Genomic DNA, 15336 nt, shown 5'->3' on the forward strand with positions numbered 1-15336 from the left:
GAGCGGTGGTGCCCCGGGTGGGGCACCACCGCTTTCTCACGTGAGGTTGTCGGTCCAGAAGAACACTGTCCGCAGGACGATGCCCGGGGCGCCGGCGCCGAAGGCGAGGACCATGGCCTGGCCGACGGCCACGTCCGTCGGGTCGATGGCCTGGGACCAGGTGACCTCGGCGTGGAGGCCCGGGATGCTGCTGCCCGGGGCGTAGGAGCGGAACGAGCCCTGGGCGTGGGCGATGACGGCGCCGTTGCGGCGCAGTTCGGCCTTGCGCAGGCTGGTGGCCCGGAGTTCGTAGGTGCGGTCGCCCAGAACGGCCGTGCGGGTGCGGGACTTCCGGGTCGTCGGCACGTTGTGGCCGTTGACGTTGATCGCGCCGTGGTCGCGGTCGGGCACCACCGTGACGGTGGGCATCCCCGCCCCCTGGACCCGCGCCACGACGGACGGCCAGCGGTCATGACTGATCTGTATCGGTCCGAACGGGCCTTCGATCACGCGTTGTTGGAGCTTGGGCATTCCTGAGTCACTCCCCCGTGAACCGACAGCGGAGCTGCCGTGGTGGCAGCTCCGCTGTCGTGCTGAACGTCGTCGATCTAGTTGATCTAGAAGTCGTCGTCGAAGGCGACGGTGCCCTCGACCGCGACCTGGTACGCCGACACGCGGCGCTCGAAGAAGTTGGTCAGCTCCTGGACGTTCTGGAGCTCCATGAAGCCGAACGGGTTGGTCGACCCGTACCGGATCGGCATCCCGAGCCGCGCGAGGCGCTGGTCCGCAACCGCCTGGAGGTACTCGCGCATCGAGGCGGTGTTCATGCCGGGCAGGCCGTCGCCGCACAGGTCCTGGGCGAACTGGAGCTCGGCCTCGACGGCCTCCTCCAGCATCTCGGTGACCTGCTTGGCCATCTCGTCGTCGAAGAGGTCGGGCTCCTCCTCGCGGACGGTGTCGACCACGGAGAACGCGAAGTCCATGTGCATGGACTCGTCGCGGAACACCCAGTTGGTGCCGGTGGCCAGGCCGTGCAGCAGACCGCGCGACCGGAACCAGTACACATACGCGAAGGCGCCGTAGAAGAACAGGCCCTCGACGCAGGCCGCGAAGCAGATCAGGTTCAGGAGGAACGCGCGGCGGTCCTCCTTGGTCTGCAGCGAGTCGATGTGGTCGACCGCGTTCATGTACTTGAAGCAGAACTGGGCCTTCTGGTGGATGGAGGGGATGTTCTCCACCGCGGCGAAGGCCGCGTTGCGGTCCTCCGGGTCCGGAAGGTAGGTGTCCAGCAGCGTCAGGTAGAACTGGACGTGCACGGCCTCCTCGAACAGCTGGCGCGACAGGTACAGCCGCGCCTCCGGGGAGTTGATGTGCTTGTAGAGGCTCAGCACCACGTTGTTCGCGACGATCGAGTCACCGGTCGCGAAGAACGCCACCAGGCGGCCGATCATGTGGCGCTCGCCCTCGCTCAGCTTCGCCAGGTCGGCGACGTCCGAGTGCAGGTCCACCTCCTCGACGGTCCAGGTGTTCTTGATCGCGTCGCGGTACCGGTCGTAGAACGACGGGTAGCGCATCGGGCGCAGGGTCAGCTCGAAGCCGGGGTCGAGCAGCATCTTCTGGCGATCGTCGGACATTACTGGCAGGCCTCGCAGGACTCGGGGTTCTCCAGGGAGCAGGCCAGTGCGGCCTCTTCCTCGGGGGTGAGGGTCGGGGTGTTCACCGGCACCGGCGTACCAGCGGCGGTGCGGGCGGCACCCGAGGCGGCCTGGGCGATCCGGGTCGCGGGGCGCGAGCGCAGGTAGTAGGTGGTCTTGAGACCGACCTTCCACGCGTAGGCGTACATCGAGCTGAGCTTGCCGATGGTCGGCGCCGCCATGAAGAGGTTCAGCGACTGGCTCTGGTCCAGGTACGGCATACGGGCCGCGGCCAGGTCGATCAGCGCGCGCTGCGGCAGCTCCCACGCGGTGCGGTACAGCGACCGGACCTGCTCCGGCAGCCAACCGAGCTCCTGGACGGAGCCGTTGGCGTCGCGCAGGGCGTCGCGGGTCTGCTGGTCCCAGACGCCGAGCTCCTTGAGCTCGCGCACCAGGTACGGGTTGACCTGGAGGAACTCGCCCGAGAGCGTCTCGCGCTTGAACAGGTTGGACACCTGCGGCTCGATGCACTCGTAGACGCCGGCGATGGAGGCGATGGTCGCGGTCGGGGCGATCGCGAGCAGCAGCGAGTTGCGCAGGCCGGTCTCGGCGATGCGGGCGCGCAGCGTCGTCCAGCGGTCGGTCCACTCCGGGGCGGCGCTCGGGAAGTGGTCGATGTGCAGCTCGCCGCGGGCGGCGCGGGTTTCGCCGTAGGCCTCGTGGCGGCCGAGCTGCTCGGCCAGATCGGCGGAGCGCTCGTAGGCGGTGAGCATGATGCGCTCGGCGATCAGCGTGGACAGCCGGGCGGCCTCGGCGGAGTCGAAGTCGATCCGCAGCTTGAAGAAGACGTCCTGGAGGCCCATCACGCCGAGGCCGACCGGCCGCCAGCGGGAGTTGGAGGTGCCGGCCTCGGTGGTCGGGTAGAAGTTGATGTCCACCACGCGGTCGAGGAAGGTCACGGCGGTGCGGACGGTGGCGTCGAGGCGCTCCCAGTCCATGGCGCCGAGCAGGTCCTCGACGGACGCGCCCTCGGCCACGTGCGCGCCGAGGTTGACCGAGCCCAGGTTGCAGACGGCGGTCTCGGAGTCGTCCGTGACCTCCAGGATCTCGGTGCACAGGTTGGAGGAGTGCACCGTGCGGCCGGGCAGCGCGGTCTGGTTGGCGGCGCGGTTGGAGGCGTCCTTGAAGGTCATCCAGCCGTTGCCGGTCTGCGCGAGGGTGCGCATCATGCGGGCGTAGAGGGTCTGCGCCGGGATGGTGCGGACGGCCTTGCCGGCCAGCTCGGCCTTGAGGTAGGCCTCGTCGAAGTCGGCGCCCCACAGGTCGACCAGCTCGGGGACGTCGGCGGGGGAGAACAGCGACCAGTCGGCGTTGGCGTTCACGCGGCGCATGAACTCGTCCGGGATCCAGTGGGCCAGGTTGAGGTTGTGCGTGCGGCGCGCCTCCTCACCGGTGTTGTCGCGGAGCTCCAGGAACTCCTCGATGTCGGCGTGCCAGGTCTCCAGGTAGACGCAGGCCGCGCCCTTGCGGCGGCCGCCCTGGTTGACGGCGGCGACCGAGGAGTCGAGGGTGCGCAGGAACGGGACGATGCCGTTGGACTTGCCGTTGGTGCCGCGGATCAGGCTGCCGCGCGAGCGGATGCGCGAGTAGGACAGGCCGATGCCGCCGGCGTGCTTGGAGAGGCGGGCGATCTGCGCGTAGCGGTTGTAGATCGAGTCCAGGTTGTCCAGCGGCGAGTCCAGCAGGTAGCAGCTGGACATCTGCGGGTGCCGGGTGCCGGAGTTGAAGAGCGTCGGCGAGGAGGTCAGGTACTCCAGGCGGCTCATCAGGCCGTACAGCTCGGACACCTCGCGCACCGACTGCTCGGAGTCGCCGACCGCCAGGCCGCAGGCGACGCGGAGCAGGAAGTGCTGCGGGGTCTCGATCACCTTGCGGGTGATCGGGTGGCGCAGCAGGTAGCGGGACTGGACGGTGCGCAGGCCGAAGTACTCGAAGCGGTCGTCGCCCTTGGTGTCGACGAGCGCGTTCAGGGCGTCGGCGTGCTTGGCGACGAAGGCCGCGGTGGTGTCGCCGATCAGGCCCTCGGCGTGGCCGACGGCGATCGAGGCGGAGAAGGAGACCGAGCCCTGGCTGTTCGCCTCGTCGACGATCTCCAGGGCGAGCAGGCGGGCGGCCAGCTTCGAGTACTGGGGGTCCTCGGCGATCATCGACGCGGCGGCGTCCACGGCCAGACCGCGCAGCTCGGCGAAGTCCGAGCCGGCGTGGCGGCCGCGCAGCGCGGCGGCGGCGACATGGCCGGGGTCGACCTCGGTGAGGTCGGCGCTGCGGTCGGTGAGCAGCCGCAGGAGAGCACCGCCGGGGTCGGAGACCGTCGGGTCGGTGAAGGCGGTACCGGAGCCCTGGGCGGGCAGGGTGACTGAGGCAGCGGTGGTCAAGGCGCTCTCTCCTGGCGGCGATCGTGCGGCGGTGATCGGGGTCACCCGGGCCGATCTGGGCAGGGGAGCACGGCGCGAACGCAAAAAGCGTCGCGCGAGGTGTCTCCCCGGCCCGCCCGCGAGGCCCGGAGGGGTGGTGCTGGTGCTTGGCGCGGCCTCTGCGGGAGGGCCGTGGCGCACGCTGTTCGGCAGGTACTCGGACTCGCGGTACGGCTGCTGGAGCCGCCCGCACACCGCTGCGGGGCAGTCCCGGATTCCCACCGGGTTCCCCTGCATCGACAGCAGAAGCGAGCATACATGTAGTGGTGTCTCCTCGATGCGACACCACATGTAGTACGGCGTGGTGTGTTGTCGCGATGACGGGTTGTGCCCGGGCCGGTGGCGGTTCGTGGACGTCCGAGGCCCGGAACCACGCTCCGGACGTGTCGCGGCCGCCCGCCGGACACCCCGGATCCGGGTGCCGGACACCCGGGCCCGGCGCGCCGGGCGTCCTGGTTTCGATACGGAACGGTCACCGGGCCGAGGGACGGTGCGGGTGATGCCCTACGATCTGGGCGCATGAGCGACGGAACTGGTGTACCTGGGCACGGGCCGCAGGGGACGCCTCCCGCCGGGCCGGGGGGCGCACAGAATCAGCAGCCGGTGGGGCCGGGTCCGGTACCGCCGCCGGGCGGTGGTTTCGGCCCGCCGCCGGCCTCGTACGGACCGGTGGCGCCGGCGGCGCAGCCGTTCTCCCAGCCCGTCCCGCCGGTGCCCCAGCCGGCGCCCCAGCCGGTTCAGCCGCCGGCTCCGCAGCCGCAGTGGCAGCAGGCCCCGCAGCAGCCGGGTCCCCCGCAGCAGCCGGTTCCCGCGCAGCAGCCGGTGCCGCCGCAGCGCGTCGAGCCGGACTGGGCGGCGCTGGCGGACCGCAACGAGGCCGACGGCAGGCGCAAGCGCCGGGTGAGGATCATCGGCGGCGCGGTGGCCGTCGTCCTGGTGGGTGGTCTGGCCGCGGGCGGAGTGCTGCTGTTCGGCAAGAAGGACGACCCGGCCAAGCCCGGTGGCGGTGCGGTCGCGTCCGCGTCCGTCTCGGGCAAGCCGACCCCCGGCCCGTCGAACGGCGGCCCGTCGACCCCAGGCCCGTCGAACGGCGGTGCGGCCGCGGGAGGGCAGCCGGACGACCCGTCGAAACCGATCTGGGAGGTCGCCACCGACCCGGCGCCGCAGGACGCGGGGGCGCTGTTCTCCGCGCTGCAGGTGACGGTCAACGGCGTGTCCTGGAACCGGACCGTGGTCGCGCTGGACCAGCCCTGCTGGGACGGCAACTCCACCACCGGCGGGCTCGGCAAGGTCCTCGGCGACCAGGGCTGCCAGAAGGTGCTCCGGGCGACGTACGTCTCCGGCGACAGCGCGGTGACCGTCGGCGTCGCGGTCTTCGACCACAAGATCCAGGCCGAGACGGCGATGAAGAACTACGCCGGGCAGCTCAAGGGCCTGCCCGCGCCGGGCGGCCCGGCGTTCTGCGCCAACCCCGGCTGCACCGGCACGCACAGCAGCCTGGGCCGGTACGCCTACTTCACCGTCGAGGGCTCGGCGAAGGGCGGCAACGCCCCTGACGCCGCCGCGACCGCGGCGTCCGCCGGGTTCGCCGAGCACGTGAAGGGCCAGCTGCTCCAGCGGGCCAAGGCGGCGGGCTCGGCCACGCCGGGTTCGCAGGGCACTCCGGCGGCCGCCGCGACCGGCTGACCCGCGGTGACACCCCGGTCCCGGCGGACCCGTTCGCCGGGACCGGGGGAGTGTGGCAGGCTCTCGTCGGAGTCATTCGTACGCGTGTTCCGGTTGCGTCCGCGGGGGTCGGCGCCGGCGAGAAACCGGAGGAGCGGTCGTGGCCCTGCCCAGAGTCCTGCGCGGTAGGCCGGCCGTGCTGGCCGCGGCCGGCATCGTGGTCGCCGCCGGCAGTCTCGTGCTGCTGGACCGCGACGACCGGACCGACGTCGGACCGCCCGTCCGGGTACCGGTGTCGGTCGGCGCCCCCGGCCGCACCCTGCCGCCGGACGTGGGCCGGGACCTGCTGGCCCGGGACCCGCAGGCCTCGCCGAACGCCCGTGCCGTCCAGCAGTTCCTCGCGGACCTGGAGGCCCAGGCCCGCACCGGGCACAGCGGCGGCACGGTGATCGGCCAGCACGTCGAGGCGCACAACGAGCGCAACAACCCCGAGTACGGCGACTACCGGGGCACCAAGCAGGTCGGTTACTACTACAAGAAGGCCGCCGACATCACCGGCCGCCTGCCCGGCTTCATGGAGACCGACCTCGGCCCCGGCTACGGCCAGAACGCCTGGGGCGTCGGCAACCCGCGCTCCTACTCGGCCGGCCGCTGGCCCACCTGCCGCACCGGCTGGCAGTACACCGACGACGCCGTCGACCTGATGACCGCCGTCTGGTCCGGCCACCCGCGCGCCGACGACGGCACCTACGACGGCTCCGGCGTCCAGCAGAACTGCGACGGCAGCACCACCGAACTCCCGGACAACGGCGGGGCCCCGGCCGGGATCGTCGGCATGTCCTTCCACGAGCCCTACCCCGGGTCCGCCGTCAAGTCCTTCGACCGGGTGCTCTGTTCGAACTCCCCGGCGGCCAAGGACCCGGGCTGGTTCGGCCGGGTCGTGGACGCCGGGGGCGACACCCCCGAGTACCGCGCACTCGTCACCGACCTGTCCTACCTGGCCGACCACCTGGAGTACCTGGCCGCCCACGACGTGCCGGTGCTGCTGCGCCCCTACCACGAGATGAACGTCCAGGACTGCGCCAGCCGGTTCTGGTGGGCGGGCCAGAAGCCGGCCGACTACCAGGCGCTGTGGCGGATCACCTACAAGTACCTGGTGGAGACCAGGGGCCTGCACAACCTGCTGTTCGTCTGGACACCGGTGTCCTGGGACGGCGCCCCGGGCGTGGACCCGTGGGACTACTACCCGGGCTCCCAGTACGTCGACGTGGTCGGGGTGGACGACTACAGCGGCAGCCCCGCGCACCCGATCGGCACCGGCGAGGTCTGGACCAAGCGCTACTACGACGGGCTCGCCGCCTACCACAAGCCGAGGATGCTCGCCGAGTCCTTCGCCGTGCCGGTCAACTCCCGCCAGCCGGACACCCTCGGCCGCACCCCCTGGACGATCTGGACGGTCTGGGGGCAGTCCCTCACCTCCGACAACCTGGCCCCGGACCAGCCGCGCAACTCCGGAGCGGACGTCAACGCCACCTACCACAGCCCGTTGGCGATCACCGGCGGCTCCGGACCGTCCGGCGGGAGCATCGACTGGGGCGGGCTGCACGTCCGCTGATCGGGCCCGGATCCGTTGAACGGGCGGAATTCCGGGTCCGTTGTGCCGTGTGGCATCCTGTGGCGGCGAAGCCCGAGGGCTCGGTGAACGGTCGGGAGAGGACCGAAGGGGCGGGGGTACGGGGATGACACAGGCACGTCCGATACGCGGGGCCGGTGGCCTGGCGGTCGGTTGGGGCGTGGTGCTGCTCGGCTGGGCGGCCTACAACTGCTTCGGGCAGGTCGGCTTCGCGACCTACCTCAAGGGCATCTTCTACTACGGCGGGACCTCGGTGGACGCCGAGACCGGAAGCCTCAACTACGGCCTGCTGTACCTGGCCGCGGGCATCCTGCTGCTGCGCGGGCGCTCCTGGGCGCTCGGCGTGGCGGCGGGCGTGGCACTGGTCGAGGGCTACAACCGGGTGCGCAGCCTGACCGGCGCGCTGCTGGACGAACCGCAGCGGCAGTGGTTCACGGGGACGACCGAGGGCGGACTCAAGCTCGCCACCTTCGCGCTCGGCGTGGTCGTCACCGCGACGCTGATCGTGCTGCTCGCCCGCTCCAAGTGGCGGGAGCAGCCGGAGGGTTCTCCGGCCGGGACGCCCTGGCCGCTCGCGCAGGGCGCGGTTCCGGCCGCGCCGCTGCCGTCCGCGCCGCAGCCGGGTCCGTACGGAGTGCCGCAGCCGGGGCAGCCGCAGCCCGGGTGGTCGGCCCAGCCGCCGGCTCAGCCGGTGTGGTACCAGCAGCCGCAGCCGCAGGCCCAGCCCGCCGCCTGGCCGCCTGCGCAGCCCCAGCCGGTGCCGCCCGTGCCGGGTCCGTACGCCCAGCAGCCGCCCCAGGCGGCGCCGACGTACCAGCCGACCGCGCTCCAGCAGCAGTGGCCCGCCGCCCCGCCCGCGCCCGCCCCGCCCGCGCCCGGCCCGCAGGGCGCCGCTCCGGTGGCCCCCGGCCCGGTCGTGCCGCCGCCCGCGGACGCGCCGCCGGCCCCGCACCCGCCGCAGGCCTGACCGACCGACCGGACCGACCGACACCAGACGAGGAACGACTTCCGCCATGACGTCCACAGCCCCTGCGCGGACGGTGCTCACCACGTCCCGCGAGGCCGCCCGGCTCGCCGAGCGACAGATGTCCTGGAAGCCCCGGGTGCTGCCGTTCTACACCGCCTTCGCGATCATCTTCACCTTCTCGATCTGGGCGTACGTGCCCAACCCGACCCCGCTCGGCTGGGCGATCACCATCCTGTGGGGCATGCCGGTGTTCGGTGTGCTGATCGGCTTCCAGGGCGTGCTGATGGTCCGCCGACGGCTGCGGCAGGTGGACCGGATGACCCCGCCCGCGCCGGCCGAGGACGACTTCCTGATCGTGCTGGTGCCGACCATCGGCCGGCACGACACCTACCCGGCGCTGGAGCGCTCGGTGCTCTCGTACGTCGAGCACCTGCCGTCGTACTTCCCCTGGATGAGGGTGGACATCCTCACCGAGGAGGGCTGTGCCGCCGCCGAGAAGATCGACGAGCTGGCCGAACGCCACCCGCTGATCCGGGTGGTGACCGTGCCGAAGGCGTACGAGACGGCCAACGGCACCAAGTTCAAGGCCCGTGCCAACCACTACTCGCACGAGCTGCGGATCGAGGAGGGCGAGGCGCAGGACGACGTCTGGGTGCTGCACATGGACGACGACACCGGAGTCGGGCCGGACACCGCGGCCGCCGTCGCCCAGTTCGTCAACCGGCAGCGCCGGGCCGGGGACGACGCCAAGCACATGGCGCAGGGCATCCTGACGTACCCCCGGGAGAACGCCGTCTCCACCTTCACCTGGCTCGCCGACGCGATCCGCCCGGCCGACGACATCGCCCGCTTCCGGGCGATGACCGGCACCGGAACCCCGATCGCCGGCGTGCACGGCGAGCTGCTGATCGTGCGCTCCTCGGTGGAGGCCACCATCGGCTGGGACTTCGGGCCGAAGACCATCGTCGAGGACGCCCAGATGGCGCTGAACTTCTGCCAGCGCTACCCGGGCCGCAGCGACTGGTTCAACGGGCGCTGCTACGGCGCCTCGCCGGCCGGCGTCAAGGACTTCCTCAAGCAGCGCGAGCGCTGGGCCTGGGGCCTGGTCGCGCTCTGCTTCAACAAGACCATCCCGCTGCGGTACCGGCTGTTCATCGGGATGGGCATGGTCAGCTGGGTGCTCGGCCCGCTGCAGCACGTCGGCCTGGTGCTGATGGTCGCCTGGTTCACCGGCACCTGGAACACCTCGCCGGTCACCCAGTCCGTGGTGCTGCTGTGGGCGATCAACTTCGCCTACGTGATCTGGACCTACTGGGAGGGGCTGCGGCTGAACGTGGTCGCCTCGGCCAACCACCGGCGCAAGTGGTGGGAGCCGATCGTCGTGGTGGCCTGCATCCCGGTGTTCTCCTTCCTGGAGGGCTGGGGCGGGCTGCGGGGGCTGATCAAGTTCCTCAAGCGCGAGGAGAACAAGTTCGTCGTCATCGCCAAACCGGCCTGATCGGAAGTCACGACCGTTGAAGCGCCCCGCCATCTTCATCCTGCCCACCGTCGTCGTCGCCGTCGCCGTGGCCGTCCCCGTGGTGTGGGGGGACCACCCGATCCGGTTCGACCACCAGCGGCCCACCACCGTCCACCTCGCCGCCCCCACCGAGCAGGGCCGGGTCTGGGGCTTCGGCAAGGACGCGCCGCCGGTCGAGGACACCGGCCCCAAGGTGGCCCGCCCGTGGACCAAGGGGAGCCCCGAGTGGGGCGTGCAGGTGTACTGGCTGGACGACCCGGCGGACCCGGACAACTTCGTCCAGGGCAAGGTCGACCGCATCGTCAGGTACGTGGTCGGGTTGAACGCCAACTCCCTGTCGGTGACGTTCCCGTACTACACCACGGGTACCAAGTCGAACGCCGTCGCCGCCCGGCCGACCTCGCCCACCCCGGAGCGCCTCGCCCTGCTGCTGGAGGCCGCCCACCGGGCGGGTCTGCGCACCACCGTGCGTCCGATCATGGACGAGGACGTGTTCGACTACGTCCACACCCTCAAGTGGCGCGGCAACATCACGCCGACCGACCGGGACGCCTGGTTCGCCAGCTACGCCGCCTTCCTGGCGCCGTACCTGAAGACCGCCCAGGAGCACTCCGCGGCGGAGTTCACCCTCGGCACCGAGTTCAACTCGCTGGAGGGCGACCCGCGCTGGCAGGGGCTGGTCGACGAGGCCAGGAAGACCTTCCACGGCGAGCTGGCGTACGACGCGAACTTCGACAACTGGGCCAAGGGCCCGATCGCGGTACCCGTCGACGGGACGGGCGCGGACGCCTACCCGCCGGCCAAGAACTCCGACGACGACGCCCCGATCGCCGACCTGAAGGCCAGCTGGAACGCCTGGCTCGACAAGCGCGGCACGGGGCCGCAGCCGACCACCAAGCTCACCGAGGTGGGCATCCCGGCGCAGAAGGGCGCGTACAAGACGCCCGGTGAGTACTACAAGAAGACCGAGGTGAACGAGGCCGTCCAGGCCACCTGGTTCACCGCGGTCTGCCAGGTCGCCCAGGAGCGCAAGCTGGGCGGGGTCTACTTCTGGTCGCTGTACTTCGGCATCGACCCGACCCTGCCGGTCACCCCGGACACCCCGCGGATGGACTACGCCGGGCGCCCGGGCTCCGAGAAGGCGATCCGCGACTGCTTCGCGCAGACCTACCAGGTCCCGCAGCCGTAGCGGGTCCGCTACGGCTGGGGCTCGGCGGGGTGCTCGCCGGCGCCCGGGGTCCCCTTGGGGGTCGGCGTCCGGGCCGGCTTGGCCGTGGTCGGACGGCCCGTCGGCCGGGTGCTCGCCGTCGGCGTGGGCGTGGGGGTGGGCGTCGGGGTGGAGCTCGGTGTCGGGGTCGGCGTCGGCGTCGGGGTGGCCGTCGGCGCGGCCGGGGACTGCGGCTGGGCCCCGGACAGCCCGTCCGCGATCTGCTTCTCCAGCCACGGGGTCACGAACCGCATGCCGGCCGGGGTCAGGTGCACCCCGTCGTTGGCCGGGGTGACCCAGTGGCCGTCCTTGTCCTTCCACACGCAGGTGTCGTACGGGCAGTAGAAGGTGTCGAGGTCGACCAGCCGGACGGTGCCGCCGGCGGCCTTCACGAAGTCGCCGACCTGCTGGTTGTAGCAGGTGCCCCAGGCCTTGCCGATGGCGCCGTTCTCGACGCGTTCGTTCATCAGCAGCACCCGGGCGGCGGGCGCCCGCCGGTGGACCTGCTCGACGGCCTGGGTGAGCTCGGTGCGGTACCGGCTGCGGTAGTCGTCGTCGCAGGGGTTGAGCCAGGTGCCGTCCAGGTACTGCTCGGCGGCGTCCCAGCCGAGGTGGATCACCACGGCCTCCGGCGCGGTGGCGGCGACCTGGCGGTCCCACTCGGCCGCCCGGTTCCGGCAGTCGGAGCTGGTCTCGAACTCCGTCCCGGAGACGGTGCGCACCTTGTCCGGGTCGAACACCCCGCAGCCGCTGATGCCGCCGTCGACCACCCGGTAGCCGTCGCCGTCCCGGTACAGCCCGGTGGCGAGGTCCTGGGCGAAGGAGTCGCCGAGCACCAGGACCATCGGCCTGCCGCTCGGCCCGGACCGCATGTCGTGGGTGACCCAGGCCGGCAGGTACCAGGCCCCGGCGGTGGCCACCGCGGCGGTGACGGCCAGCAGTGGGACGGCCGGGAGGGCCCGCCAGCGCAGCACCCGCAGCTTCTCGGTCGCGGTGTGCAGCAGCCAGGCCAGCACCCAGGAGACCGGGCCGCCGATCAGCAGCAGCTTCTGCGGCGAGATGTCGTCGACGAAGTGCTGCAGCAGCCAGTACACCGGCAGGTGGAGCAGGTAGAGGCTGTACGAGATGGTGCCGGTGAGCCGCAGCGGGGGAAGCGACAGCAGCCGCACCAGGGGGCCGCGGTCGTGGCAGAGCGAGGCGGTCAGCACGGCGGCGAGCGCCGCGACGAGCGCCAGTCCGCCCTGGTAGAGCCAGGGTTCGTGGTAGCTGCCGACGGACAGGCTGGCCCAGACCAGGCCGCCGAGGGCCGCCGTGCCGACCAGGGTGGGCAGGGCGGCGCCGCCTCGGCGGGCCGAACGGGGGCCGTCGGCGGCGGCGCGGGCCTTGCGGCGCAGCCACAGGTGGACCCCGAAGGCGGCGGTGGCGCCGGCCGCGAAGCCGACGGCGCGGGTCTCGGTGCCGAGGTAGAGGCGGTCGCTGTTGCCGCCGTTCCACATCAGCGGGGCGACGAGCGCGGAGGCCGCGAACAGGACGGCGGTGACGATGCCGGCGGCGCGCAGCGAGCGGCGGCACAGGCCGAAGACCATCAGCAGCAGCAGCGGCCAGACCGCGTAGAACTGCTCGGTGATGCTGAGCGACCACATGGCCGCCAGCGGGTCGATCGAGGCGAAGTGCTGCCAGTAGGCGTCGCCGCGGGACAGCTGGGCCCAGTTGGCGACCTGGGCGAGCGTGGCGAGCGCCTGCGGGCGCAGGTCCCGGACGTCCCGGAGCGGGCTGACCAGGGCGGACAGTCCGACGACCAGGATGATGGTGGCGAGCAGTCCGGGCAGCAGCCGCTTGGCGCGGCGGCGGTAGAAGACGCCGAGCCGGATGCCGTCGGTGCGGTCCAGCTCGCGGATCAGCACCAGGCTGACCAGGAAGCCGGAGAGCACGAAGAAGACGTCCACGCCGAACAGGCCGTTCTGGAACCAGTCGGTGTGGTAGAGCAGCACGGAGGCGATCGCGAGGCCGCGCAGCCCGTCGACCGCCTTGAAGCGGACCGACGGCGGCAGCGGGCCGCGGGGCGCACGGACGGGTGCGGGGATCGCGTAGCGGCTGGAGGCCGGGGCCTCGATGCCCCGTGCCTCGCGCATGTCCTGGAGCGTCGGGCCGCTTCCGGGCGTGCTGGGGCCGGGCCCGTCGTCCATGTGGTGCGTCCCCCCGGTCGATCGACTGTCGCGACCTGTCGACGACATGTCTTGATCTGTGGTTTATATCAAAAGACGCCTGTTGATCGTCTGCCCGTCACGGGGGTGGGGGAGGGGCCGGTGGACTGCCGCCGGGCCGTCAGAACGCCATGGTGTAGACCATCAGGTCCATCCCCGGGTACGGCGCCCAGTCCCGCTCGGGGGTGCGGCGGAAGCCGACCCGCTTGTAGACGCGGTGGGCGGCGGTCATCTCGGGGCGGGTGGAGAAGGCCATGCCGGTCAGGCCGAGTTCGCGGCTGCGGGCGACGCAGGCGCGGACCAGGGCCTCGCCGACGCCGCGGCCGCGGGAGGCGGCGGCGGTGGCGAGCATCCGGATCTCGCCCTCCTGCGGGGTGGCGATGTCGGCCCACTCGGTGCCGCCGACGGCGAAGGTCACGCAGCCGAGGACCTGCTCGTCGGCCGCGTCGGCGGCGACCAGGAGCTCGGCCTCGCGGGAGCGCCGCCCGGCGTCGCGGAGCAGCTCGACGTAGCCGCTGGTGGGCTTGGTGTAGCCGTCGCCGACGAAGGCCTCGACGGTGATCCGGCCGGCGTCTTCGAGGTCCCGGGGGAGGGCGTGGCGGATGAGGTAGTCCATCGGGCCAGTGTGCCGGAGCCCGGTACGGCGACGGGCCCGGGGGTCGGGCGGAGCGGCAGGTCAGCGGGGACGGCGGGGTCAGCGGGGGCGGTGGCAGGAGCGCCGTCGGCGTCGGCGCGGCCCGCGGCCGGGGAGCCGTGCAGCCGGTCGGCGCGGTGCGGGTCGGCGGGGTAGCCGCCGGGGCGGTGGTAGTTGTCGCGGCCGGCCGCGGGGCCGCGGGAGAGCTCGCGGCCGATCAGGGAGCCGAGCAGGCCGAAGCCGCCGACCGCGCCGGCCAGGGCGAGTGCGCTTGCGAGGGTGCCGGATTCCATGGCCACCACTGTGGCCGGGAGCCGGCGGGGCCGACGAGTGGCAGGAACGCCGGGTTGCCTCGAAATCCTGCCAGCCGGGGGCTTCCCGGCGCCCGGCCCGGCGGGGCATCCTGGGCGGCATGCTGAGGAACGTGGTCGCGGTGGTGCTGGAGGAGGTCCACCCCTTCGAACTGGGCGTGGCCTGCGAGGTGTTCGGCCTGGACCGCACCGCGGACGGGCTGCCCGGCTACGACTTCGCGCTGGCCGGCGCCCACCCCGGGCCGCACGCCACCCACTCCGGGTTCACGGTGGACGTCCCGTACGGCCCGGAGCGGCTCGCCGACGCCGACCTGGCGGTGGTCACCGCCTCGGGGATCCGCGACGCCTACCCGGAGCCGCTGCTGGCGGCGCTGCGCGCGGTGGTGGCGCGCGGCGGCCGGGTGCTGTCCATCTGCAGCGGCGCGTTCGTGCTGGGCGCCGCCGGGCTGCTGGACGGCCGCCGCTCCACCACCCACTGGCGCTACACCGACGACCTGGCCGGCCGGTTCCCGGGGACGGCGGTGCAGCCGGACGTGCTGTACGTGGACGACGACCCGGTGGTCACCTCGGCCGGTACGGCGGCCGGCATCGACGCCTGCCTGCACCTGGTGCGCAAGTTCCAGGGCGCCGAGGTGGCCCGGGGGATCGCCCGCCGGATGGTGGTGGCGCCGCACCGGGAGGGCGGCCAGGCGCAGTTCGTGAACCGCCCGCTGCCGGAGGGCGGCGGCGACTCGCTGGCCCCGCTGCTGGACTGGATGCGCCACCACCCGGACCAGGAGGCGACCGTCGAGCAACTGGCCGCCCGGGCGCACATGTCGCCGCGCACCTTCGCCCGGCGCTTCCAGCAGGAGACCGGCACCACCCCGCACCGCTGGCTGGTGGGGCAGCGGGTGCTGCTGGCCCAGCGGCTGCTGGAGTCCACCACCGAGTCGGTGGACGCGATCGCGGCCCGCTGCGGCTTCGGCAACGCGGCGGCGCTGCGGCACCACTTCGGGCGGCGGCTGGGCACCACACCGCTGGCCTACCGCCGCTGCTTCGCCGATCCGGCGGTCGCGCAGCACTGACCCGACGGCCGACGGTCCGTCAGCTGCCTCCACCCATCAGTTGTC

Annotated in this window: 11 protein-coding genes and 1 riboswitch; of the genes, 6 read left to right on the forward strand and 5 right to left on the reverse strand. The window is 72.5% G+C overall.

All coding sequences use genetic code 11. The features are described 5' to 3' along the window. Positions 1 to 36 precede the first annotated feature (36 nt). From ACFY2K_RS02460 to ACFY2K_RS02470, 3 genes are all read right to left on the reverse strand, one after another. On the reverse strand, positions 37 to 408 hold the full coding sequence (locus ACFY2K_RS02460; protein ID WP_387709267.1) for a hypothetical protein: 372 nt from the start codon (positions 406 to 408) through the stop codon (positions 37 to 39). A 188-nt stretch (positions 409 to 596) separates the two neighbouring features. Continuing rightward, positions 597 to 1613 (reverse strand): ribonucleotide-diphosphate reductase subunit beta, encoded by a 1017-nt coding sequence (locus tag ACFY2K_RS02465; RefSeq protein WP_387709269.1) that lies wholly within the window; start codon positions 1611 to 1613, stop codon positions 597 to 599. Then, entirely contained in the window at positions 1613 to 4024 is a 2412-nt protein-coding gene (locus ACFY2K_RS02470) for a ribonucleoside-diphosphate reductase subunit alpha (RefSeq protein ID WP_387709446.1), read from the reverse strand. The genes ACFY2K_RS02465 and ACFY2K_RS02470 overlap by 1 nt, the downstream gene beginning before the upstream one ends. A 193-nt stretch (positions 4025 to 4217) precedes the next feature. Continuing rightward, positions 4218 to 4350: riboswitch (cobalamin riboswitch) on the reverse strand. 448 nt (positions 4351 to 4798) lie between these two features. Between ACFY2K_RS02470 and ACFY2K_RS02475 the strand changes: the two genes are divergently transcribed. The 5 genes from ACFY2K_RS02475 to ACFY2K_RS02495 all read left to right on the forward strand — a co-directional run bounded on the left by ACFY2K_RS02475 (position 4799) and on the right by ACFY2K_RS02495 (position 11060). Next, a complete protein-coding gene (locus tag ACFY2K_RS02475) occupies positions 4799 to 5773 on the forward strand; it encodes a Fis family transcriptional regulator (RefSeq protein WP_387709271.1) in 975 nt (324 codons plus the stop codon). Between the two features lie 139 nt (positions 5774 to 5912). Next, positions 5913 to 7367: a glycoside hydrolase family 26 protein gene (locus ACFY2K_RS02480; protein ID WP_387709273.1), complete on the forward strand. Its 1455-nt coding sequence runs from the start codon at positions 5913 to 5915 to the stop codon at positions 7365 to 7367. 124 nt (positions 7368 to 7491) lie between these two features. Next, complete coding sequence (locus tag ACFY2K_RS02485; RefSeq protein WP_387709275.1) at positions 7492 to 8352, forward strand: hypothetical protein; 861 nt, start codon at positions 7492 to 7494, stop codon at positions 8350 to 8352. 46 nt (positions 8353 to 8398) lie between these two features. Further along, positions 8399 to 9850, forward strand: coding sequence for a glycosyltransferase family 2 protein (locus ACFY2K_RS02490; protein ID WP_380525144.1), 1452 nt, complete (start codon positions 8399 to 8401; stop codon positions 9848 to 9850). 16 nt (positions 9851 to 9866) lie between these two features. Continuing rightward, positions 9867 to 11060, forward strand: coding sequence for a glycoside hydrolase family 113 (locus ACFY2K_RS02495; RefSeq protein ID WP_375894067.1), 1194 nt, complete (start codon positions 9867 to 9869; stop codon positions 11058 to 11060). 8 nt (positions 11061 to 11068) lie between these two features. Here ACFY2K_RS02495 and ACFY2K_RS02500 read toward each other — a convergent pair whose 3' ends face one another. Together ACFY2K_RS02500 and ACFY2K_RS02505 are read right to left on the reverse strand one after the other, a co-directional pair. Further along, complete coding sequence (locus tag ACFY2K_RS02500; RefSeq protein ID WP_387709278.1) at positions 11069 to 13210, reverse strand: acyltransferase family protein; 2142 nt, start codon at positions 13208 to 13210, stop codon at positions 11069 to 11071. Positions 13211 to 13403: 193 nt separating this feature from the next. Then, positions 13404 to 13898 (reverse strand): GNAT family N-acetyltransferase, encoded by a 495-nt coding sequence (locus ACFY2K_RS02505; protein ID WP_387709280.1) that lies wholly within the window; start codon positions 13896 to 13898, stop codon positions 13404 to 13406. 430 nt (positions 13899 to 14328) lie between these two features. Here ACFY2K_RS02505 and ACFY2K_RS02510 point away from each other — a divergent pair, with 430 nt between their 5' ends. After that, the gene (locus ACFY2K_RS02510) at positions 14329 to 15291 is read left to right on the forward strand and encodes a helix-turn-helix domain-containing protein (RefSeq protein WP_387709282.1); all 963 of its coding nucleotides are present in this window, start codon (positions 14329 to 14331) and stop codon (positions 15289 to 15291) included. Positions 15292 to 15336 lie beyond the last annotated feature (45 nt).

The sequence above is a fragment of the Kitasatospora sp. NPDC001309 genome (assembly GCF_042896295.1).
Taxonomy (GTDB): domain Bacteria; phylum Actinomycetota; class Actinomycetes; order Streptomycetales; family Streptomycetaceae; genus Kitasatospora.